General features: G+C 70.0%; 19 protein-coding genes and 1 pseudogene. 7 read left to right on the top strand and 13 right to left on the bottom strand.

The features are described from left to right. Positions 1–68: 68 nt before the first annotated feature. Positions 69–1,202, bottom strand: a complete 1,134-nt coding sequence (locus NRB56_RS29950) for an ABC transporter substrate-binding protein (RefSeq protein WP_194291041.1) — start codon at positions 1,200–1,202, stop codon at positions 69–71. Positions 1,203–1,576: 374 nt separating this feature from the next. Then, positions 1,577–2,344 carry an IclR family transcriptional regulator gene (locus NRB56_RS29945; protein ID WP_153347702.1) on the bottom strand — a complete coding sequence of 256 codons (768 nt, stop codon included), beginning with the start codon at positions 2,342–2,344 and terminating at the stop codon, positions 1,577–1,579. Positions 2,345–2,687: 343 nt separating this feature from the next. Between NRB56_RS29945 and NRB56_RS29940 the strand changes: the two genes are divergently transcribed. Beyond that, complete coding sequence (locus tag NRB56_RS29940; protein WP_194291040.1) at positions 2,688–4,025, top strand: DUF1003 domain-containing protein; 1,338 nt, start codon at positions 2,688–2,690, stop codon at positions 4,023–4,025. 61 nt (positions 4,026–4,086) lie between these two features. Here the strand turns inward: NRB56_RS29940 and NRB56_RS29935 are convergent. The 3 genes and pseudogenes from NRB56_RS29935 to NRB56_RS29925 form a co-directional block, all read right to left on the bottom strand. Continuing rightward, a pseudogene (locus NRB56_RS29935) lies at positions 4,087–4,293 on the bottom strand (helix-turn-helix domain-containing protein); the annotation flags it as partial. A gap of 122 nt (positions 4,294–4,415) precedes the next feature. Continuing rightward, complete coding sequence (locus NRB56_RS29930; RefSeq protein WP_153347700.1) at positions 4,416–5,168, bottom strand: thioesterase II family protein; 753 nt, start codon at positions 5,166–5,168, stop codon at positions 4,416–4,418. Between the two features lie 62 nt (positions 5,169–5,230). Next, entirely contained in the window at positions 5,231–5,797 is a 567-nt protein-coding gene (locus NRB56_RS29925) for a TetR/AcrR family transcriptional regulator (RefSeq protein WP_153347699.1), read from the bottom strand. Positions 5,798–5,900: 103 nt separating this feature from the next. Between NRB56_RS29925 and NRB56_RS29920 the strand changes: the two genes are divergently transcribed. The 5 genes from NRB56_RS29920 (at position 5,901) to NRB56_RS29900 (ending at position 10,655) form a co-directional block, all read left to right on the top strand. After that, positions 5,901–7,100, top strand: coding sequence for an FAD-dependent monooxygenase (locus NRB56_RS29920; RefSeq protein WP_153347698.1), 1,200 nt, complete (start codon positions 5,901–5,903; stop codon positions 7,098–7,100). Between the two features lie 69 nt (positions 7,101–7,169). Further along, the gene (locus tag NRB56_RS29915; protein WP_153347938.1) at positions 7,170–8,192 is read left to right on the top strand and encodes a nucleoside hydrolase; all 1,023 of its coding nucleotides are present in this window, start codon (positions 7,170–7,172) and stop codon (positions 8,190–8,192) included. A gap of 9 nt (positions 8,193–8,201) precedes the next feature. Beyond that, positions 8,202–9,083 (top strand): amidohydrolase family protein, encoded by an 882-nt coding sequence (locus NRB56_RS29910; RefSeq protein WP_153347697.1) that lies wholly within the window; start codon positions 8,202–8,204, stop codon positions 9,081–9,083. Between the two features lie 161 nt (positions 9,084–9,244). Further along, entirely contained in the window at positions 9,245–9,826 is a 582-nt protein-coding gene (locus NRB56_RS29905) for a TetR/AcrR family transcriptional regulator (protein ID WP_153347696.1), read from the top strand. 40 nt (positions 9,827–9,866) lie between these two features. Beyond that, entirely contained in the window at positions 9,867–10,655 is a 789-nt protein-coding gene (locus NRB56_RS29900) for an SDR family oxidoreductase (protein ID WP_153347695.1), read from the top strand. A 363-nt stretch (positions 10,656–11,018) separates the two neighbouring features. On the opposite strand, the gene meaB is transcribed toward NRB56_RS29900, so the two are convergent. The 3 genes from meaB to NRB56_RS29885 all read right to left on the bottom strand — a co-directional run bounded on the left by meaB (position 11,019) and on the right by NRB56_RS29885 (position 16,731). Next, on the bottom strand, positions 11,019–12,059 hold the full coding sequence (meaB, locus tag NRB56_RS29895) for a methylmalonyl Co-A mutase-associated GTPase MeaB (protein WP_406603550.1): 1,041 nt from the start codon (positions 12,057–12,059) through the stop codon (positions 11,019–11,021). Between the two features lie 542 nt (positions 12,060–12,601). Next, a complete protein-coding gene (gene scpA / locus NRB56_RS29890; protein ID WP_153347694.1) occupies positions 12,602–14,869 on the bottom strand; it encodes a methylmalonyl-CoA mutase in 2,268 nt (755 codons plus the stop codon). Positions 14,870–14,871: 2 nt separating this feature from the next. Beyond that, positions 14,872–16,731: a methylmalonyl-CoA mutase family protein gene (locus tag NRB56_RS29885; RefSeq protein ID WP_153347693.1), complete on the bottom strand. Its 1,860-nt coding sequence runs from the start codon at positions 16,729–16,731 to the stop codon at positions 14,872–14,874. A 333-nt stretch (positions 16,732–17,064) separates the two neighbouring features. Here NRB56_RS29885 and NRB56_RS29880 point away from each other — a divergent pair, with 333 nt between their 5' ends. Further along, positions 17,065–17,739, top strand: coding sequence for a TVP38/TMEM64 family protein (locus NRB56_RS29880; protein WP_319943739.1), 675 nt, complete (start codon positions 17,065–17,067; stop codon positions 17,737–17,739). A 153-nt stretch (positions 17,740–17,892) separates the two neighbouring features. On the opposite strand, the gene NRB56_RS29875 is transcribed toward NRB56_RS29880, so the two are convergent. The 5 genes from NRB56_RS29875 to NRB56_RS29855 form a co-directional block, all read right to left on the bottom strand. Next, complete coding sequence (locus NRB56_RS29875; protein ID WP_406603546.1) at positions 17,893–19,461, bottom strand: IS1182 family transposase; 1,569 nt, start codon at positions 19,459–19,461, stop codon at positions 17,893–17,895. A 65-nt stretch (positions 19,462–19,526) separates the two neighbouring features. Then, positions 19,527–19,850 (bottom strand): hypothetical protein, encoded by a 324-nt coding sequence (locus NRB56_RS29870; protein WP_227838454.1) that lies wholly within the window; start codon positions 19,848–19,850, stop codon positions 19,527–19,529. Then, a complete protein-coding gene (locus NRB56_RS29865; protein WP_153347692.1) occupies positions 19,847–20,128 on the bottom strand; it encodes a ribbon-helix-helix protein, CopG family in 282 nt (93 codons plus the stop codon). Before NRB56_RS29865 ends, NRB56_RS29870 begins: the two co-directional genes overlap by 4 nt. Before the next feature lie 25 nt (positions 20,129–20,153). Further along, complete coding sequence (locus NRB56_RS29860) at positions 20,154–21,200, bottom strand: alpha/beta hydrolase (RefSeq protein ID WP_319943738.1); 1,047 nt, start codon at positions 21,198–21,200, stop codon at positions 20,154–20,156. A gap of 198 nt (positions 21,201–21,398) precedes the next feature. After that, positions 21,399–21,740 (bottom strand): transglycosylase family protein, encoded by a 342-nt coding sequence (locus tag NRB56_RS29855; protein WP_153347691.1) that lies wholly within the window; start codon positions 21,738–21,740, stop codon positions 21,399–21,401. Positions 21,741–21,822: the final 82 nt, after the last annotated feature.

Below are 21,822 nucleotides of genomic sequence, written 5' to 3'. Positions count from 1 at the left end.
GGATAGTGCCCGGTCAGCGGCCGCGGAGCCGCGCGGTGGCGGCGGCTCCGCGGCGCTCGGGTGGAGCGTCAGTTACCGGGGGTCCAGGGCGCGATCGCGCCGTCCGGTGCGGTGTAGTGGACGGCCTGCACGCTCGGGGCGGCGTTGAGCTGACCGTGGTCGAAGGTGACCTTCCCGTAGACGGTGTCGAGCTCGGTCATCTGGCCGAGGGCCTTCGCCAGTCCGGCGCGGGTGGTGTCGTGACCGGCGGCCTTCAGGCCCATGGCCATGGTCCAGATCGCGGTGAAGCCCTGTGCGGCATAGTCGTCCGGATCGTCGCCGTACTTCGCCTTGTAGTCCGCGGCGAAGGTCTTGCCCGCGCCCGTGGCCGAACCGGCCAGGAAGTAGACCGGGAACGGGACGCTGCCCAGGGCCGCCGGCTGCGACTTGTACACGCCGGTGCCGCTGATGGTCTCGCCGCTGACGACCTGACCCGCGTAACCCTTGTCGTGCAGGGCCGCGATGAGCCCGACCGCGTTCGACTGGGTGCCGACGACGACGATCGCGTCCGCGTTCTTCTGGATCAGGTCGGTCGCCGCGCCGGTGAAGTTGGTCTGCGTCGAGAGCGTGTCGACCTGGCCGACGTTGCGCACGCCGGCCTCGGTCATGCCCTTCTTGAAGGCGTCGGCCTGCGACACGATCCCCGAGTTGTCGGTCACCACGCCGTAGGCGACGGTGGCCGGCTTCCTCTGCTGGGCGACGGTCTGCGCCAGCTTCTCGTTGGCGGGCTGCGGCATGGTCACCGTACGGAACACGTACGGCGGTTCGGCGAGATTCACATCGGTCGCGCCCCACAGCACGAGCGGGACCTTCTGCTTGTCGGCGATCGGTTTCGCGGCCCCCGCCACCGTGCTCAGAATGCAGCACGCGATGCCGGTGACGTCCTTGTCGGCCACGAGCTGGGACACGACCCCGGCCGATTTCGCCGGATCCTCGGACCCCTCCTTCGCGACCAGTTCGATCTTCTTGCCGCCGCCGATCAGGTCGCCGTCGTTGATCTCCTGGGCCGCGATGCGCGCCCCGTTCGCGAACGTCTTGCCCGCGCCGGCGATCGGGCCGGTCTCGGCGACCACCATGCCGAGCTTGATCGTCGCGTTGCCGCCGCCGCTGCCGTCCTTCGCGCATGCGGTCGCGGTGAGCGCCGTGGCCGCTGTCACGGCCACGGCGATGTACCACGCCCGGCGCATGCCTCGCCGTGTCCGAATGGGGGATGTCGTTCCGCGCACGGAGTCTCCTAGCTCGCCGTTGGGCTGGGCGGCTCGACCGAACCGGGCGCCGCAGACGTCGCCCGCTCGGTCGAGACTTGTGATGACCGTCATATGGTCCGTTCCGTATTCCGAACCGTGGTTCGGAATACGGTCACACTAAACCGGCGGAGTGATCTGCGTCAACATTTCGCGGCAAATGCCCGGTAATCGGCGGACCCGAGCGGCCGGAGCCTCCGTTCGTCGGCAAAATACGCCTGTTCGGAACGCACCCGGCGCCCGGCCACCCACCCCGGACCGCACGGACCGGCCGGGGCGGAGTGCGGCCGGGCTCAGGAGTTCAGATGGGCGGACAAATCGGCGGCGAACTCGACGACGCGCGCCACGGCCCGCTCGCGCAGACCCTCGGCGAAGCGATTGGTCGGGCCACCGACACTCAGCGACGCCAGCGCGTACCCGTCCGGACCGAGCACGGGCGCCGCGACCGCGCACACGTCGTCGATGTAGTCCTCCGCGCTGAAGGCGTACCCCTGCTCGCGGACCTCGGCGAATTTGGCCCGCAAGGCGTCATGCTCGGTCGTGCTGTGGTCGGTGAACCGCCGGCGTTCCCCGGCCAGCGCCGCCGCCTCGATCTCCGGCGAGAACGCCGCCAGCACGACCGGCCCGGCCGCGACGTGATACGGCAGCACGGCCCCGGCCGCGAGGCCGTGCACCCGCACCGGATTGCTGCCCACGATCGTCTCGATCGTCACCGCGCCGTGCGGGCCCGGGACCATGAGGAACGCGGTGTCCCCGAATTCGTCCGCCAGCCGCTGCATGTACGGCAGCGCCTCGTTGCGCAGATCGAGATCGGCCCGCGCGATCGCGCCCAGGACCAGCAGCCGCGGACCCAGGCGATAGTCGCCGTTCGCCGACCGGACCAGCCACCCCACCGCGACCAGAGTCTGCAGGAGCCGGTAGGTGGTGGTCTTGTTGTAGCCGCTCTCCCGGGTGAACTCGCTCAGCGACAGTTCGCGGCGGTCGGTCGTGTAGAGGTCGAGCAGCCGCGACCCCTTGATGATGGACCCGACGATGTTCTTCGGGTCGAGATCAGGCTCCATGCCCGCAGCGTACCGGAATGCGGAACCCGGTTCGCAAACCGCGCCGCACTCGATATCGGAGATCGCGAACGGTCGCCACCCCCGACTCGGCACCCGCACTGACCTCCCGTCGAAGTCGTTGCGTGATAACGAATCTGGGACCCCGAGCCGCTGAACCGGTATCGTGTGACCACGAATGTCGGTTCAGCCGAACGTCATCGGACGAACCGGGAGCACCGACGAGAACGGCCGGACGCCGGGGGCAGCGCGAGCAGGGTGGCAGGGGGAGCCCGTACGGTCTTCCACACTCGCATCCACCCAGGCGCGCTGTGGAATTCGGTCGTACATGGGAGGGCGGGAAGTCGTGAGCGACAGTGATCCGGCGACCGGGGTGGAACCGTCGCCGGCGACGATGGCCGACGAGCGAATCGGTGTCAACGCCGCCGTCGCCGCGGCGGTCACCCGGTGGGTGGGGTCGATGCCCGCCCTGTACGTGGTGCTGGCGGCCTTCACCGGATACATGGCGTCGGCCGCCGGACGGGGTCCGCTGCATCGGCTCGACCCGTACCCCTTCCCGTTCCTGCTCTTCCTGAACAACGTCGCCCAGTTGATGCTGTGCCTGATCATCCTGGTCGGGCAGCGGGTGCTCACCGCCGCGGCCGACCGTCGCTCGGTGCAGACCTACGAGAACGCCGAGGCGATCTTCGCTCAGGTCGCCGATCTGCAGGCGCATCTGGACCGGCAGGATCGGGTGCTCAGCCGCGGGCTGAGTCTGCTCGAGACCAGCCCGCACCCGTGGATCGAGCAGCATCGGGTGCAGGACCCGCCGCGGGCCGCCGACCAGGCGGTCGGCCGCAACGATCGCCTGGCCGCGTGGCTCGCGACACGACTGGGCAGCGTGTGGGCGTTCTATCTCGCGGCGGGAACGCAGGTGTTGTGGATCGTGCTGGCCCAGACCGGGATTCAGCGATTCGATCGGTACCCGTTCATGTTCATGACATTCCTCTCGACGCTGGCGCAGCTGGTGTTCATGATCGTGATCATGGTCGGCCAGGACGTGCTCGGCCGGGCGGGCGACCGCCGCTCCGAACAGACCTTCCTCAACGCGCAGGCCGTGCTGTTCGAATGCCGCCGGATGGCACAGCGCCTGGCCGCACAGGACCGCGTGATCGGCAGCCTCACGGGCTACGTCAGCACCCAGGTCACCGAACAGCTGGCACAGGCGGTGCACGACACCAGCGAACGCGTCGACCATCAGGCACGGGTCCACACGGCCATGGGCGGCCGGCAGGCGCCGCCCGACGCGGACGTGCTGCGCGGCTGGGAGCAACTCTCCGATCGCGAACGCGGCGACTGTCGCGCACAGGCACGCCGGATCGGTGAGAACCTCGCCGCGATCGGCTGTTTCATGGTGCCCGCGGGTGAGGAGACACCGGCGGCGACCTTCAGCGACGCGGAGGTCCGGATGCTGGCACGCCTGGAATACCAGCGCTGGATCGAGCAGCGGATCACCGCGCACAGTACCGGCGCACACCCCCACGACGACGCCGTGGCGCTCCCGTGGGACGAGCTACCCGAAGCCGCCCGGGTCCGGCATCGGCAGGCCGCGCGGCGGATCCCGGGCGTGGTCTCCCGCGCCGGCTTCCAGGTGCTGCGCGGATCCCCGCGACATCCGCCGGCCGCCGATGCCGGGCAGCGGTGAGCCGGCGCCGAGGTCCCCGGCCCGTGCCGAGAGCGCCGATTGTGCTGTGCCGGTGCGGCATTCAGGCCGCGCGCCAGGTGTTGCGGTAGTCGCTGGGCGCCAGGTGGAGGTGGCGGGCGAAGGCGGCGCGCAGGCCGGCGGCGGTGGCGAAGCCGGACTGCGAGGCGACGCGGTCGATCGTCAGGTCGGTGAGTTCGAGGAGCTCCTTGGCCCGCCGGAGCCGCTCGCGGACCAGCCAGTCGCCGGGCGTCCGGCCGTGGACCTCGAGGAATCGCCGAGCATTGCCGTCTCGACGCCTCTACCGCCTTTCCAGTGGTGCACGCCGCTCGCCGGATGCCGGCGAACCCGAAGAACCCGATGCCGACTCGGACCGGCCGGTAACGGATGCCGTCAGCCGACGCGGGCCGTGATCAGCCGCGCCACCTCGGCGGGCCGGGTGTCGAGATAGAAGTGCCCGCCCGGGAAGGTGGTGAGCTCGAATTCGCCGGTGGTGTGGGCACGCCAGCGTTGGGCCTGTTCGGTGGTGACGGTCGGATCGTCCTCGCCGAGCAACACGGAAATGGTGCAGCGCAACGGTTCTCCGGGACGATGAACGTAGGTCTCGACCGCCTGGTAGTCGCTGCGGACCGCGGGGAGTACCAGCTCCGCGAGCGCCGGCTCGGTGCGCAAAATCTCCACCGAGGCCGGATCGTCTGCCAGCCGGGCCAATTCGTCGATCAGGCCGGCGTCCGTACCGCGATGCAGGTCGCCGTCGTAGGGCGCGTCGGGGGCGATGCGCCCCGACGCGAACAGGGTGGTCACCGTGCGGCCACGCGCCTCCAGCAGGCGCGCGGTCTCGTACGCGATCGTCGCGCCCATACTGTGCCCGAACAGGGCGAATCGCACCGGCGGCCAGGTCAGCAGGTCCGCGGTGACCCGCTCCGCGGTGGCGGCGAGGCCCGGTAGCGGCAGGTCGTCCAGCCGGTCCTGGCGGCCGGGGTACTGGACCGCGAAAACGGCGGTGCCGGAGTCGAATTCCCGGGCAAGCTCGCGGAACGCGCCGATGGATCCGCCGCCGGGCGGAAAGCACACCAGCACGGTGCCCGGGTCGGTCGCGGAACGCAATTGCCGCAGCCACGTGGTTGCGGGTATGCGCCCCAGCATCTTTCGCTCCCTCTCCGCACGGTTTCCCGCCGGTGACCTTAGCGGGCCCGCGCGGGCGGGACTCAGCCGAGTGCCCGGAACACCCGCGCGAACTCCGCGCCGGTGATCAGGTTCGTGGCCGGGGCGAGCAGCCACAGCACCGCGATCCCCTGGAACATCGTGAAGTAGAACTTCGCGACCGCCGAGGCGTCCTCCTCCGCCATGTCCGGAAACGACTCTCGCAGGGTCGCAGCCAGTTCCACGCAGGCCCGGTCGGTGGCGTCGGCCATGATGACCTGGGTCTCCGGGGACCGGGTGGCGGCCATGCCGTTCTCCATCCCGAGCACCAGCTGGTCGCGATTCCGCTCGAGGATGCCCAGCAGCCCGTCCACGGTCGGGGCGAGCGACTCGGCCGGCGTGCGGCCGGCGGCCGCCGCGCGGATCACCGCCTCGAAGTCGTCGCCGATCTCGGTGCCCATGGCCTCCAGCACCGCCTCCGCGATGAGCCGGTCCTTCGAGCCGAAGTGATAGCCGATGGCCGCGAGGCTCACCCCGGCGGCGCTCGCGATGTCACGGGCGGTCACCTTCGCCAGTCCCCGTTCGAGGATGGCCTTGCGGGCGCCCGCCAGCAGATCTTCACGGTTTCCCATGCCAACCACCCTATCAGCGTCTTAGACATTTGTTCTAGACACCCGTGCCAGACCGTGTTACACATATGTCTGAGACATTCGAACCAAGCAAAGGACCCACCTCATGAGCACCACCCACGTCCTGATCGCCGGTGGCGGAATCGCCGGGAATGCCCTTGCGCTGCAACTGCTCCGGGCCGGCGTCCAGGTCACCGTCGTCGAGCGGGCCGAGGCCCCGCGGCCGGGCGGGCAGGCGGTCGACCTGCGCGGGCCCAGCAAGGAGGCGGCCGAGCGGATGGGCCTGCTGCCGGGCATCCGCCGCCACCAGCTGCACGAACTCGGCCTGGTCTATGTCGACGGGTCCGGCCGCGAATACGCCCGGATGTCGATGGAGTCGATGGACGGCACCGGACCGGTCGCCGAGATCGAGATCACCCGTGGCGACCTGAACCAGGTGCTGCTGGACGAGATCGCCAAGGCCGGCGACCCGGACTACCGCTACGGCGACTGGATCGAGGCCATCGAGCAGAACCCCGAGGGCGCCGACGTCACCTTCGCCTCCGGCCGCACCGGCCGCTACGACCTGGTCGTCGCCGCCGACGGCGTGCACTCGGCCACCCGGCGGCTGGCCTTCGGACCGGAGGAGCGGTTCGCCACCTACCTCGAGGGTTACTGCGCCTTCTTCACCATCCCCACCCCGGCCGGGATCGAACCGGGCTGGATGGCGATGCACACCGTGCTCGGCGCGGCGATCGCCATCCGGCCCGACCGCGATCCCGCCACCGCCAAGGCCATCCTCACGTTGCGTACCCCGGAGAATCCGGCGCTGCGCCGCGACGTCGCCGCGCAGAAGCAGTTGATCCGCGACATGCTGGCCGGCGCCGGCTGGCACGCCCGCCTCGTCCTGGAGACGATAGAGCACGCCGACGACTTCTATTTCGACTCGCTCACCCGGGTCGACATGCCGTCGCTGGCCACGGGCCGGGTGGTCCTGCTCGGCGACGCCGGCTACTGCGGCTCACCGATGACCGGCATGGGCACCGCGATGGCGATCGTCGGCGCCTACCTGCTGGCGGGCGAAATCGCTTCCACCCCGGGCGATCTCACCGGCGCGCTGGCCCGTTACGAGGAGAAGGTGACGCCGTTCCTCGCCACCGCCAAGCAGATGCCCGGCGGCGGCATCAAGATGATGCTGCCCTCCTCCCGTGTCGTGGCCGCGATGGGCCGGTTCAGCATGCGGATCCTCACCTCGCCGGTGGTGATGCCGCTGACCCGGAAGATGTTCATGCCGAAGGACGACGGCTTCGAACTGCCGGTCTACTGAGGGCGTATCCCGGTTGCCGGTGCGCCGGTGCCCCGGGCCTAAGCTGTCCGGGTGCGCCAGAAGATCATCATGGATGTCGACACCGGCATCGACGATTCCCTCGGGCTGCTCTACCTGCTCGCCTGCGACGATGCCGAGATCGTCGGCATCGCTTCCACGGCGGGCAACGTTCCCGCGCGCCGGGTCGCGGCGAACAACCTGGCATTGCTGGATCTGTGCCGGGCGCCCGCCGTCGAGGTCGCGCTCGGCGCCGACACGCCGCTGGCGATCCCGTTGCGCACCACCGAGGACACGCACGGGCCGCAGGGCATCGGTTACGCCGAATTACCGCCCTCGCCCCGGCCGCTGTCACCGCGGACGGCCGCCCGGATGTGGGTGGATCTGGTCCGGGAGCATCCCGGCGAGATCATCGGACTGTGCACCGGCCCGCTCACCAATCTCGCACTGGCCCTGCGGATCGAGCCGCAACTGCCGCTGCTGCTGAAACGGCTGGTGGTGATGGGCGGGGCGTTCGACCACCCCGGCAACACCACCCCGACCAGCGAATGGAACGTCCATGTCGACCCGGAGGCGTGGAAAGAGGTCTTCGACGCCTTCGGCGCCGCCCACGCCCACCCGCGGCCGCTGGTGTGCGGGCTCGACGTCACGGAGACGATCGAGATGTTCCCCGCACATCTCACCCGGCTCGCCGAGGTCGCGGAAAGCCTTCCCGCACAGGAGGTCTCGGAGACCGATCCGCCCGGCTCCCGATCCAAGGCCAGCAATCCGATCGTCCGGTTCCTCACCGACGCGGTGCGGTTCTACTTCGAATTCCATCAGCAATACGACCAGGGCTACCTCGCCCACATGCACGACCCGTTCGCGGCCGCCGTGGCGCTGGACCCGACCCTGGCCGTCACCCGTCCCGCCACCGTGGACGTGGAGCTGACCGGAACCCTCACCCGCGGCGCCACCGTCGCCGACCGGTCCGGCATGTGGGGCCGGGAACCCAACGCGGACATCGTGATCGGCACCGACCCGGCCGTGTTCTTCGAGCGGATGATCGACAAGGTCGGCACGTTCGCCCGCGCGGTGTATCCGCCGGAGCGGTAGGAGGTTCGGATGCACGGCGCGGAACCCGGGTACGTCGCCGATTTCCAGCGGCGGCTCGGCCTGCCCGGAATCGTCGACGTGCACACGCATTTCATGCCGGAATCGGTGATGCGGAAGGTGTGGGCGTACTTCGACGCGGCCGGTCCCATGACCGCGCGGCCGTGGCCGATCACCTATCGTGACGGCGCCGAGCAGCGCCTGAAGACGTTGCGCGACTTCGGCGTCCGCGCCTTCACGGCCCTGGTGTACGCGCACCGGCCCGGTATGGCGGCCTGGCTCGACGAGTGGACCGCCGAATTCGCCGCCGCCACCCCCGACTGCCTGCACACCGCCACGTTCTACCCCGAGCCCGGCGCGGCCGGCTACGTCGCGACCGCGCTGGCCGCCGGAGCCCGAATATTCAAGGTGCACATCCAGGTCGGCGACTTCTCCCCGATGGATCCGCTGCTCACCGATGTCTGGGCGCTGCTCGCCGACGCGGGCACCCCGGTGGTGATCCACTGCGGCTCCGGCCCGGTACCCGGCCGGTTCACCGGCCCCGAGCCGATCGCCGAACTGCTGCAACGCTTTCCGGCACTGCGGCTGATCATCGCACACCTCGGCGCCCCGGAGTACACCGCGTTCCTCGACCTCGCCGACCGCTACGAGCACGTGCGACTCGACACCACCATGACGTTCACCGATTTCTTCGACGCGGTCGACACCTTCCCGGCCACCGCCCTCCCCCGGCTCGCCGACCTCGGCGACCGCATCCTGTTCGGCAGCGACTTCCCCAACATCCCCTACGCCTACGGCCATGCGCTGTACGCGCTCGAGCGGCTGGAACTCGGCGACGACTGGCTACGCGCGGTCTGCCACGACAACGGGGCCCGGCTGTTCGGGATCGACTGATCGGCACAGGGTCGGCCGGCGTCCCGCTTGCCGTTGGTTATCCACGCGGATAATGTTATCCGCGTGGATAACGAACACGTCGGCGATGGTCGCGATCACGATGCGCCGCGACGCCACCCACCGGTAACCGTCCCCGCGGCCGGCGAGCCGGTGCGTAGGTGATGGCCACCCGGCAGGCGGCGACCGCGGCCCGCAGAGAGCAGATCACCGGCACCGCGATCGCGTTGCTGGGCGAACTCGGCTATCAGGCCACCACGTTGGAAGCCATCTGCACGGCGGCCGGGCTCAGCAGCAAGCGGCTGATCACCTACCACTTCTCCAGCAAGGACGAGCTGTTCGCGGCCGTTGCCGATCAGATCGCCGCCGACGCCGAGGCGTCAGTGCGGTCCGCCCTCGAGGCTGTGACCGGGGCCCGCGACCTGCTCGCCGCCGTCATCCGGTCGAACGTGGCGTTCATCGCCGGCCACTTGCCGCAGATGCGGGCGCTCCAGCAGATCCTGCTCAACGGCGGTCATGAGGCCTGGGAGCGGCACCACATCGAATCGCAGAACGGGCTGGCCCGCCTGTTCGAGCAGGGACAGCGAACCGGCGCCTTCCGATCTTTCGATCCGCAGGTCATGGCGGCAGCGCTGCGAGCCTCCATCGACGGTGTCGTCCCGCTCTTCTCCGCCGGCCTCGATCCCGTTGTGTGCGAAAACGAACTGGTCGAACTGTTCGACCGCGCCACCAGCGCACAACCCTGACACGAACGCCTCCCCGGCCCCGCATACGAAGGACTCGGCAATGACAGACACCACGGTTCCCGGACGGACGTACGTCGTGACCGGCTCCGCATCGGGCATCGGCGCCGCGACCGCGACAATGCTGCGCGAGCGCGGCGCCGAGGTCATCGGTTGCGATCTCCACGAGGCCGACGTCCAGGCGGACCTGTCCACCCCCGAGGGACGGCAGTCGCTGGTCGACCAGGTCACCGCGCGTGGCCCCATCGACGCGGTGCTCGCCATCGCGGGCGGCGGTAGGACCGGCCTGCTCGAAACCAACTACTTCGGCGCCGTCGCGACACTCGAGGGGTTACGGCCGCTGCTGGCGCAGAGTGCGGCACCCCGGGCCGTGGTCGTCTCGTCGACCTCGTCGCTGGCACCCGCGGACGAGCGCGTCATGCGAGCATGTCTCGACGGCGACGAGGCCGCCGCCCTCGCCTACCTCGACGCGGACCCCTCCCTCGGCGGCCCTACCGGCGCCTACGGCATAGCCAAGCGCGCGCTGAATCGCTGGGTACGCACGGTCGCCGCGACACCCCGCTGGGCAGGCGCCGGCATCGCCCTCAACGCCGTCGCACCCGGCGTCGTCGACACCCCCGCGGCGGCCTGGATCTTCGCGAACGAAGAGACACGCACCGCCGTGGAAGCGTCAGCGCCACAACCGTACGGCGGCTTTCCCGGGCACCCGGAGTGGGTCGGCGAACTCATCTGCTGGCTCGCCGGCGCGGACAACCGATTCGTGACCGGACAGATCATCTTCGCCGACGGCGGTTCGGAGACGGCACTGATCGGCGACCTGCACTGGCGCTGACCGGGAGGTCTTGCACCTGCACTGTCCGGGAGGTTTGCACCTGCACTGTCGTGGGCGTCCGCACCTGCACTATCCGAGGCGTCCGCACCCGCACTGTCCGGGACGTCCGCACCTGCACTGTCCGGGACGTCCGCACCTGCACTATCCGGGACGTCTGCGCTGGCACTGACCGGGCGACAGGCCAGGCTCGTGCACGTCGACCAGCGACCGATGGGGCTCGTGCGCATCGACCTGGCAGACCCGGCTCGTGTGCGTCGACCCGGCAGGTCGGGCTCGTGTGCGTCGACCCGGCAGGTCGGGCTCGTGTGCGTCCGGTGACACGATTCCTTGCGGCACCCCATCCACCGCACAGTCAGAGACGGCCTAGTTGTCGAAGGTCCGCAGAATCTCCTCCGCCGCCAAGGCGGGAGTCAGCGAACCGGTGCGAACCTGCTGTTCCACTCGGGCGCGGACGGCTTTCACGTTCGGGTTGTCGGCCAGCCGGCGCAGGAGTTGATCGTGCACCATGGTCCAGGTCCAGTCGACCTGCTGGCGGCGGCGTTTCTCGGTGAATTCCCCCGCCTCGGTCAGCACCCGGCGGTGTTGCAGGACGGTATCCCAGAAGGTGTCCAGGCCGGTGCCGTTGAGGCCGCTCATGGTGAGTACCGGTGGCCGCCAGAGGCTTTCGCGCGGATGGATCAGCCGCATGGCGCCCTGGAGTTCTCGCGCCGCCGCCTTGGCCTCGATCTCGTGCCGGCCGTCGGCCTTGTTGACCGCCACCAGATCCGCGAGTTCCAGTACGCCCTTTTTGATGCCCTGCAACTGATCGCCGGTGCGGGCCAGCGTGAGGAAGCAGAACACGTCGACCATGTTGGCGACCGTCACCTCGGATTGGCCCACGCCCACGGTCTCGATCAGGATCACGTCGTAGCCGGCGGCCTCGAGCAGCACGACCGTCTCACGGGTGGCCTTGGCGACGCCGCCGAGTGTGCCCGCCGTCGGCGACGGCCGGATGAACGCGTCTCGCTCCACCGACAAGCGGGCCATCCGCGTCTTGTCACCGAGGATGGAGCCGCCGGTGCGGGTCGAGGAGGGATCGACGGCGAGCACCGCGACCTTGTGTCCCTGCCCGATCAGATACATGCCGAGCCCGTCGATGAAGGTCGACTTGCCCACCCCCGGAACGCCGGTGATGCCCACTCGATTCGACTCGGCGCCCCCCGGATCCGGGAGCACGCGCAACAGCAACTGCTGTGCCTGCTCCCGATGGTCGCCGCGTGTCGACTCCACCAGCGTGATCGCCCGCGCCAACGCCGGCCGCTCACCCTTGCGCACGCCCTCCGCCAACGCGTCGACGTCGATCGCCCGCCGGCCGGCGGCACGAGCACCCGCCGCCCGCGGAGCGGCCGAGCCCACGCCGGCCACCGAGCCGAGCCGCGGATGCCCGGCCGGCGTCCAGTCCGACCGGATGCCTGCCGTCCCGGCGCCGGCCGCCGGAATCGCGTCCGGCACCCGCCCCGAATCCGCAACGCTCCCATGCGTATCGGGTCCAGCGACAGGACCCGCGCCGGGCCCGGGGTCCACCGGACCGGCGGACACACCGGGCCCGCGATCCACCGGACCGGCAGACACACCGGGCCCGCGATCCACCGGACCGGCAGACACACCGGATGCGGACCCTCGCACCGAATCGCGATCCGCACTCACCGGCCCGGCAACCTCGCCGGGTATCGGGGGCGACTGCGGACGGCGGGCCGAATCGACCGGCCCCGCAACCTTTTCGGGCTCCCCGACCCGCTCCGGGCCGTCACCGGAATTCATCGCCGCCGTGCCGGTGGCACCGGTGTGTTCCGGTTGCGCCCGCGGCGCGGCCGCCGGTCCGGACCCGGTGGGATCGGCGGCTGTGGCACGATCACGCGCCGTCGGGTGGCCGGGATGCCCGGCCGGGCCCGGCGGGGTGTCCGCACTCATTCGGCTCCGGCGGATTCGTCTGTGCTCGACCCGATTTCGTGGCCGAGGTCGGCGGCGAGCTTCTGCAGCAGGTCGATCGCCGAGTCGGCGATGACCGTGCCGGGCGGGAAGATCGCCGCCGCGCCCGCTGCGTACAGCTCGTCGAAATCGCCGGGCGGGATGACGCCGCCGACGATCACCATGATGTCCGGGCGCCCGGCTTCGGCCAAGGCCTGCCGCAATGCGGGCACCAGCGTGAGGTGGCCGGCCGCCAGCGACGACACACCCACGATGTGCACGTCGTTGTCGGCGGCCTGCTGCGCCACCTCCTCCGGCGTCTGGAACAGCGGGCCCACGTCGACATCCATGCCGAGGTCGGCGAAGGCGGTGGCGATCACCTTCTGGCCGCGGTCGTGGCCGTCCTGGCCCATCTTCGCGACCAGGATGCGGGGGCGGCGGCCCTCCGCCTCGGCGAACTCCTCCACCAGGGCCATGGCCTTGCTGATGTTGGTCACCTTGCCGGCCTCCTCGCGGTAAACGCCCGACAGCGTACGGATCTCGGCCTGGTGGCGCCCGTACACCTTCTCCAGCGCATCGGAGATCTCGCCGACGGTGGCCTTCGCGCGGGCAGCGTCGATGGCCAGGGCCAGCAAGTTATTGTCCATGCCGCCGTCGGAAGAGGCCGCGGCGCGGGTCAATTCGGCCAGGGCGCGCTCGACCTCGGTGGAGTCGCGCTCCGCGCGCAGCTTCTGCAACTTGGCGTTCTGCTCCGCGCGGACGCGGGTGTTGTCGACCTTCAGCACCTCGATCGGGGTGTCCTCGTCGACCTGGTACTTGTTGACGCCGATCACCGGCTGCTGCCCGGTGTCGATGCGGGCCTGGGTCCGGGCGGCCGCCTCCTCGATGCGCAGCTTCGGGATGCCCTCCGAAATCGCCTGCGCCATACCGCCGTGCGCCTCCACCTCGGCGATGTGGGCGCGGGCCCGCTGCGCCAGCTGGTGGGTCAGCCACTCCACGTAGTAGGAACCGCCCCACGGGTCGATCGGCCGCGTGGTGCCCGACTCCTGCTGCAACAGCAGCTGAGTGTTGCGGGCGATGCGGGCGGAGAAGTCGGTGGGCAGCGCCAGCGCCTCGTCGAGGGCGTTGGTGTGCAGCGACTGGGTGTGGCCCTGGGTGGCGGCCATCGCCTCCACACAGGTGCGGGCCACGTTGTTGAACACGTCCTGCGCGGTCAGCGACCAGCCGGAGGTCTGCGAATGGGTGCGCAGCGAACGGGATTTCGCGTTCTTCGGCTCGAACTGCTGAACCAGTTCGCTCCACAGCAACCGGCCCGCACGCAGCTTCGCGACCTCCATGAAGAAGTTCATGCCGATCGCCCAGAAGAACGACAGCCGCGGCGCGAACTGGTCGATCGCCATGCCCGCGTCGAGACCGGCGCGCAGATACTCCACGCCGTCGGCCAGGGTGTAGGCCAGCTCCAGATCGGCCGTCGCACCGGCCTCCTGGATGTGGTAGCCGGAGATGGAGATCGAATTGAACTTCGGCATCTTCGCGCTCGTGTACGCGAAGATGTCGGAGATGATCCGCATCGACGGCTTCGGCGGATAGATGTACGTGTTGCGGACCATGAACTCCTTCAGAATGTCGTTCTGAATGGTTCCGGCCAGCTGCTCCGGCTTGACGCCCTGCTCCTCGGCGGCCACCACGTACAGCGCGAGGATCGGCAGCACCGCGCCGTTCATGGTCATCGAGACCGAAACCTGGTCCAGCGGAATGCGATCGAACAGCTCCCGCATGTCCAGGATCGAGTCGATGGCGACACCGGCCATGCCGACGTCGCCGGTCACCCGGGGATGATCGGAGTCGTAGCCGCGATGGGTGGCGAGGTCGAAGGCCACCGACAACCCCTTCTGGCCCGAGGCCAGGTTGCGGCGGTAGAAGGCGTTGGAGTCGGCGGCGGTGGAGAAGCCGGCGTACTGCCGGATCGTCCACGGCTGGTTGACGTACATGGTCGGGTACGGGCCGCGCACGAACGGCGCGACACCCGGCACGCTGTCGAGCGGATAGCCCTCGGCGACGATGCCGTCCCGGTCGGCGCGGGTGAACACCGGCGGCACGTCGATGCCCTCGGGGGTGGACCACACCAGCTGATCCGGCGTGTACCCGGTGGCCGCGGCGGTATCCGCGACGAACGAATCCACCTGCGCGGCAGTGACTTCGGCGTCGGTCGTGCTGCCCAGCGGCACCTCGGCGAAACTGCCGATCACATGCTTGATCTCGGTCATGTCTATGCTCCCAGCTTTTCCAGCAGGCCGGACAGGGCCGCCACCGCGTCGATGCGGGCCGTGAGGAATCCGTCGGGGCGCTGCGCACCGGTCAGATCGGCCACGGCCTTCTCCGGACCGGCGAGCAGCACCGTGCGCACCCCGGCCGCGCGCAACTGCTCGACCGCCGCGGCGGCGTCGGTGCCGTAGCGGGCGTCCGAGCCGCACAGCACGGCGAGGGTGGCCCCGGCCGCGCCGGCCGCCTCGGCGATGGTCTCCCCGGTCAGCGGGCCCGGGTTGATCGTCTCGATGCCGCCGGAGGCCAGCAGATTACCGGTCCAGGTGACCCGGACGTTGTGCTCGGCGACGGTGCCCAGCGGGACGAGCAGCGCCTGCGGGCGGTGATCGTGTGCGGCCAGGTACACGTCCGAACGGTCCCGCAGCGCCTCGAACGCCGCGCTGTACCGAGCCACCGGGCTCGGCACCCGAGCGGCCTCGGACAGCGGCTTCTCGGCGAGGTCGGGGAATTCGCTGACACCGGTGACAGCCGTCTTGCGGTGTGCCACATCGGATTCGCGCTGTGTCCGCACCGCGGCGATCCGATCCGCGAGCAGCCCCGAGGTCAGCGCCGCGGTGTAGCCGCCCGCGGCCTCCAGTTCCTGCAGGAAAGCCCAGGCCCGTTCGGCGAGGGCGTCGGTGACGCTCTCCACATACCAGGAGCCGGCGCCCGGATCCTGGACGTGACCCAGATGCGACTCCTCGAGCAGCAGCAGCTGCGTATTGCGCGCCATCCGCTGCGAGAACGCCTGCGACACACCGAGTTCCCCGGCGGGTAGCGCGGCGTCGAAGGGCTGCACCGTGACCAGGTCCGCCCCGCCGACGCCGGCGCCGAAGGCGGCCAGCGTGGTACGCAGCAGGTTCACCCACGGATCGCGCCGCGTCGTCATCGCCGCGGAGGTCACCGCGTGCTGGGGCGCGTTACCGAAATCGGGGGCGCCCAGCTCCTCGGCCACGCGGGCCCACAACCGGCGCCCGGCCCGGAATTTCGCGATGGTGCCGAACTGGTCGTCGGTGGCGGCGAACCGGAACACCAACTGCCCCAGCGCATCCGCGATATCGATCCCGGCGTCGGTCAGCGCGCGCAGATAGTCGAGCCCCGCGGCGATCGCGGCGCCGAGTTCCTGGGCATCGGAGGCGCCCGCGTTGTGCAGGGCGACGCCGCACACGGTGATCGCCCGGATCGTCTCCGGCCGCGCGATCGCCTGCCGCGCCAGCTCCACCGCGGTGTCCAGATCGGTATGCGAGGTGTCGTTGAACCGGCTGGTGAGCGGTGTCGCCCCCAGCGCGATCCGGACGTCGGCCGGTTCCGCGGCGCGGTACTCGTCGAGCAGCGCGAAGATCCGCGCGGCGACGGCCGCCGCGTCTCCCCCGGCGTCCAGCGACAGCGGGGCCAGATCGAACAGCATCCCGCGCAGGGCGGCCGGGAGGTCGGCCACCGGCACACCGCGCTCGCCGGCGCCCAGCCACACCGCCGTCACCCCGTTGTCCAGCGCCACCAGGAGCTCACGGTTGACCGCCGCGGCGTCGGGTCCGCCGAACCGCTGCGCCACGTGCCAGCCGCGCCGGACGTCGCGTGTGCCGTCGCCACCGCGGACGAACGGGAACCCGCCCGGCAACGGCTGTTCGGGCAGTTCGTCGCGGCGGGTGTACAACGGCGCCACGGTCAGCCCGTCGTAGGTGGTGACGTCGAGCAGCCGCTCGGGCTCCGCCGGTAGCTCCGACACCTCGACCCTGCGAGCCTTGGCCAGCACTCCGGCCACGCCCTTACGCCATGCGGCGTACTCGGGAACCGGATCCGCACTCGGATCTGACGCAATCGCCATCGCTCGCGTACCTCATTCCACTAAAGTCCGATATTTCAGCTCTACCGGATACCGTGGCGTCGGCTCAAACCTTCGCACCGGATTCGCATCGCACTGTGCGGATCGTTCACAGCCGGTCGTGCTCCGATCCGCACCGCCGAAACCACCCGAGTGGTCGCCCGAACCGCCGTGGTCCGTGCTGCCGATGCTAGCCCCGCTCCGCGATGCCGGACCCGGCCGAGGCGTCTTCGCACCCGTTGCGAGAAGCCGCCCCCGGTCGGACGGCGTGTCGGATGGTGGCGGGCGCCGCCCCTGCCGGGCCGGGCCCCGGACCGGTCCCGGTAACCTGGCGCGGTGCTGAGCAAGTTCCGGGATCCGCGCACGCTGGTGGCGCTGGCGGTGGTCGTGGCACTGGTCGCGATCGCGGTTCTGGCGCCGCATCCGGCCCCGCAGCAGATCCGGGACTGGGCGAAATCGGCCGGACCACTGTTTCCGCTGGTCTTCCTGCTGGTGCACACGCTCGTGACGGTGGCGCCGTTCCCGCGCACGGTGTTCACGCTCAGCGCGGGCCTGCTGTTCGGGCCGGTGCTCGGCGTCGCGGTCGCGATGACGGCGACCACGATCAGCGCCATCCTGGCGTTACTGCTGGTCCGGCTGCTGGACCGCGATCAGGTGGCCACCCGGCTCACCCACCCGGCGGTCCGGGCGGTGGACCGGCGACTGGCCCGCCGCGGCTGGCTCGCGGTCGGCTCGCTGCGGCTGATCGCCCCGGTCCCGTTCTCGGTGATCAACTACTGCGCCGGTCTGTCCTCGGTCCGGATGCTGCCCTACGTGCTGGCCACCGTGATCGGCATCGTGCCCGGCACGATCGGCGTCGTGGTGCTCGGCGACGCGCTCACCGGACGGACAGATCCGGCGCTGCTGGTGCTGTCGGGGGTGTGCATCGCGATCGGAGTGATCGGCCTGATCGTCGACGCGCGCTGGCGGATCGACGAGATCGTTCCCGAACCGGCCGAGACGCCGGGCTAGGAGGCTGCTGAATAAGCCTGGTTTCGGGTGGCTGGCCGCGCTGTGCGCGGTCAGGCACCGGTTTGTTTCTGGTGGCGAATCCGGTGGGGCTGTCGGGGAATTGCGGGTGTGCTCGGACTGGGTGGCGGCAGGGTGTCGCGGCCGGGGGGCGGGTCAGGCGATGACCCAGGTTCCGGCGGTGCTGGTGAGGCCGAGGTTGAGCAGTCGCCGCAGGTTCAGGGCGGCCATGCGCCGGTGCAGCCAGTGATCGTTGGCGGAGGTGCCGCGGTAGCGCAGTTTCCGGCAGCGGCCTTTCGGGCCGATGAGCCAGGAGATCGATCGCTCGACCATGGGTCGGTGCTGGCGGTAGGTCTCGACCAGTTCGGGCCGCTCGCGCCAGTCGCGGCGGGCTCGGCGCAGCAATTCATGTTGCCGATGCAGGTTCAGGGTGCGTCCGGATTTGCTGGCGGTGCATTGCGCCCGCAGCGGACACCCGCGACACGCGACGCCGAACACGACCTTGTGTTGTGCGGTGATCGAGCGGGTGACCCCGTTCGGGCAGGTCACGGTCGCATCATCGTGAAAGGCGAAGTCGTCGACGGTGAACCCGCCCTCGACAGCAGGACGCAGCGGAGCTGGTTCGATGATCGCGGTATGGCCCCGCTCGGCCAACTCCGCGCGCAGGTCTCCGGTGCCGTATGCGTTGTCGCCCAGCACTTCTCGTGTCCCGTCCTCACTGTCGAGCAGGCTCAGGGCGACGACGGCTTCGTGGTTGTCGCCGCCCGCGCCGCGGGTGAGCGTGCCGTCGGTGAACAGGCCGGTGTCGGGTTCGACCACGACGTGGGCCTTGTAGCCGTCCTGGCGGTTGTGCACGGTTTTGTGGACGTGGCGGGCCTCGGGATCGACCACCGAGATCACCCGATCCCCGGCGACGCCGCGCGCGATGCGCCAGCGCCCGTCGGTGCCGTCGGAACCCTCGGCCGGTTCCACGTCCTGCCCGGCGACCAGCGCCAGCAACGCCAGCGCCTGCGCTGCCTTCTCGGTCACCTCGTCGTCGAATTCGTTGCCGGTCAACGCGTTCACGACCGCCGTCGCGTCGTTCACCAACGCCGATACCAGTGCTTCCCGCGCCGCGGTGTCGTCCCAGGCGATGGCGGGCTTGCCCGGATCGTCGTAGTCGTGGGCGCGACACTCGGCGGCGATGACCGCCGCCGCGCCGGGCACTTCGCGGCGCACCCGCCGGATCGCGGCGATCAACTGGGTCACCGTGTCCTGGGTCGCGACCGCGTCGTCGAGCACCACCGAATCCAGTGCCCGCTTCGTTCTACCTTGCAGCACACCGGTTTCGGCGATCACGGCCCGGACCACGTCGAAGATCCGGTTCGGGTTGCCCGACCGCGCCAGCCGCCGACGCCAATAGGTCAGCGTCGACGCATCGAACCCGGCGTCGTCGAGCGCCAGCCCGCACGCCACCTTCCACCGCAGATCGCACCGCAGCGCAGCCACGGTTTCCCGATCCGACAGATCGTGCAGCGCCTGCAACACCATCACCGACGCCGCGACCTCGCACGGCAGACTCGGCCGCCCGGTCCTGCTCGGGAACAGATCCTCGAACATCCCCGCAGGGAACACCTCCCGGCGATGCCCGGCCAGGAACGCGAACACACTGCCGGCCGGGACCAGATGCCCCACCAACCCCGCCGCGTCCATCAACTCCGGATTCGCCCCACACTCACCCTGCACCCCAATAATTCGTGTCGGCCCGGTCCTCCGGACCGGGCCGACACACCACGTTATTCAGCAGCCTCCTAGAGCCCGATACCCGCGCGCAGCCGCGCGTCGAGGGCCTCGGACTCGTCGGCGGTGAGCGCGCCGATCCGGTCGTTCAGCCAGGGCCGGTACACGGGATGCAATTCCAGTGCGTCGGCCCAGCCGTGGCCGGTCTGCGTGGCCAGCAGGTGGCCGGGATCGGCCTCGGAGAGCGGCACCACGTGCAACCAGCGGTAGGGCGAGTCCAGCACCGACGGATCGGACACCACCACCACGGCCCGCTGCCGGGGCAGCGCCTCCCCGCCGGGATTGGTGGGTGCGCAGTTCCAGACCTCGCCGCGCAACAGGCGTGGTTCCGTCATCCGCGCTCGCCGAGCGCGAGCCGCGCCTGTTCCCCCGCGGCGAGCCGCGCCTGCTCTGCCGCGGCGAGCCGGGCCTCTTCCGCCGCGGCGGCGGTCGTGGTCAGCGCGTCGTCCTCCGGCACGATGGGCATGTGGGCGAGGCTGTCGCGAACCAGATCCCGCCGTACCGCGTCGTTGATCACCGCCGACACCGATCGGCCCTGGGCGGCGGCCGCCCGGGTCACCCACTCGTAGACCGTCGCGTCCAGGCTCACCGTCAGCCGCGTCGTCTTGCCCATGCCGCCGAGGATACGGCGGCGGCCGTCAATTCCCGGGCAGCCCGAGACCGCGTGCCAGCGTCGGCCACGACTTCTTCAACTCGTCCTGCCAGTAAGCCCAGGAATGGGTGCCGGTCGACGGGAAGTCGTAGGTCGCCGGGATCCCGAGCTGATCCAGCCGGTTCCGCAGATTGTGCGCGCAGTAGTCGGTCACCGTCTCGAGCACCCCGCCGACGGCGACCTGATTGGCCAGCCCGCCCACCCCGGGCTGCCCGGACGGATTGTTCAAGGTGTCGTACCGGCCCGGCAGCCCGGAACCGTTGGAGATGAACAGGTTCAGGCCACGCAATTGATCCGCGTGCATATACGGGTCGTTGGCCGCCCACATCGGATCGTCCTGCGGCCCGTACATGTTGTCGGGACTGCCGCCGCCGTCGGCGAGGACGAGAGTCACGAAGTCGTGCCCGACATGGTCGCTGATCTGCGCGCAGCCCGACAGTGAGGCCGCCGACCGATACAGTCCCGGCGCGGCGATCGGCAATTGCAGGACCGAGGTGCCCGACATCGACAACCCCGCGATCGCGTTGGCGCCGGTGGTCCCGAGCGAGCGATCGATCAGCGGCGGCAACTCCTCGGTGAGAAAGGTCTTCCACTTGTTCACCCCGAGCACGGGATCCGGCGCCCGCCAGTCCGTGTAGTAACTCCACTGCCCGCCGATCGGCTCCACGACGTTGACGTGTTTCCCGCCGAGGAAACCCAGCACATCGGTGCGAGCGTTCCAGGTGGCGGTGTCCTCCCCGCCGCCGGCCCCGTTGAGCAGATACAGCGTCGGCGCCGACGCGCCGGTATCGGCCGGGCGCTGCACGAAGACCTCGATATCCTTGTCCATCGCCGCGGAATACACCTGCAACGTCAGCCCACCACCGTCGGCCGCCCGCACACTGTCGATGCGGGAACCGTCGTCCGAGGTACCGGCGGCCGGCAGCGCGGCGGGATCGGCGGCCGCCGGCCCGGCGCCGATCGGCGCGCATGCGATGACGGCGGCCAGTGACGCGGATATAACCAGGCTCGCTCGTGCTCTCGGCAGGCGCACGCCGTAACTCCTTCGGGAACAGTTGCTTTCACGGTTCGACAACGACAGCGGCCACGCTGCCCGATCCGAATGACGCTTCACTGGATCCCGGCTGGGTATTTGCTGAGAGCATTGGAATTCGCGGAGACCGAACGAGGACCCGCCACGCGAATTTCGCGTGACAGGTCCTCGTATCGTTTTTCGGCGGTGCCGCGAGACCTAGTTGTAGAGGTTCGGTCCGCACGTCGGCCAGGCACCGATACCCTGGCTGCCGAGCACATTCTCGGCCACCCGGATCTGCTCCTCACGGCTGGCGTCGGCGGGATTGCCCGAACCGCCGTTGGCCTCCCAGGTACCCTGGGTGAACTGGAGACCTCCGAAGAAGCCGTTACCGGTGTCGATGTTCCAGTTGCCACCGGCCTCGCACTGCGCGACGGCATCCCAGTCGTGGCCGTCGTCGGCGGAAGCGGTGCCGGCCAGGGCCAGCGGGGCGACGGCGAGCGCGCCGGCGACGGCGGCGAGACCGAGGGCACGCGGGGTGAATTTACGGTTGCGGGTCATAACGTTTCCTGCCTGCACCCAAACCACCCGCGCGAATTTGCCAGCGGGTTCCCGTCCCCGGGAATCTTGGGTTGGAACTCGA

Origin of the sequence: Nocardia aurantia (assembly GCF_009604425.1) — a bacterium.
GTDB classification, from domain to species: Bacteria; Actinomycetota; Actinomycetes; order Mycobacteriales; family Mycobacteriaceae; genus Nocardia; species Nocardia aurantia.
This window is presented reverse-complemented; position numbering and strand designations above follow the sequence as displayed.

Bases quoted from the DNA above. Each gene is read 5' to 3' on its own strand.
- NRB56_RS29945 (WP_153347702.1), bottom strand. From the start codon at position 2,344: ATGGAGCCTGATCTCGACCCGAAGAACATCGTCGGGTCCATCATCAAG.
- NRB56_RS29930 (WP_153347700.1), bottom strand. From the start codon at position 5,168: ATGCTGGGGCGCATACCCGCAACCACGTGGCTGCGGCAATTGCGTTCC.
- NRB56_RS29925 (WP_153347699.1), bottom strand. From the start codon at position 5,797: ATGGGAAACCGTGAAGATCTGCTGGCGGGCGCCCGCAAGGCCATCCTC.
- NRB56_RS29920 (WP_153347698.1), top strand. From the start codon at position 5,901: ATGAGCACCACCCACGTCCTGATCGCCGGTGGCGGAATCGCCGGGAAT.
- NRB56_RS29915 (WP_153347938.1), top strand. From the start codon at position 7,170: ATGGATGTCGACACCGGCATCGACGATTCCCTCGGGCTGCTCTACCTG.
- NRB56_RS29910 (WP_153347697.1), top strand. From the start codon at position 8,202: ATGCACGGCGCGGAACCCGGGTACGTCGCCGATTTCCAGCGGCGGCTC.
- NRB56_RS29905 (WP_153347696.1), top strand. From the start codon at position 9,245: ATGGCCACCCGGCAGGCGGCGACCGCGGCCCGCAGAGAGCAGATCACC.
- NRB56_RS29900 (WP_153347695.1), top strand. From the start codon at position 9,867: ATGACAGACACCACGGTTCCCGGACGGACGTACGTCGTGACCGGCTCC.
- scpA (WP_153347694.1), bottom strand. From the start codon at position 14,869: ATGACCGAGATCAAGCATGTGATCGGCAGTTTCGCCGAGGTGCCGCTG.
- NRB56_RS29885 (WP_153347693.1), bottom strand. From the start codon at position 16,731: ATGGCGATTGCGTCAGATCCGAGTGCGGATCCGGTTCCCGAGTACGCC.
- NRB56_RS29870 (WP_227838454.1), bottom strand. From the start codon at position 19,850: ATGACGGAACCACGCCTGTTGCGCGGCGAGGTCTGGAACTGCGCACCC.
- NRB56_RS29865 (WP_153347692.1), bottom strand. From the start codon at position 20,128: ATGGGCAAGACGACGCGGCTGACGGTGAGCCTGGACGCGACGGTCTAC.
- NRB56_RS29855 (WP_153347691.1), bottom strand. From the start codon at position 21,740: ATGACCCGCAACCGTAAATTCACCCCGCGTGCCCTCGGTCTCGCCGCC.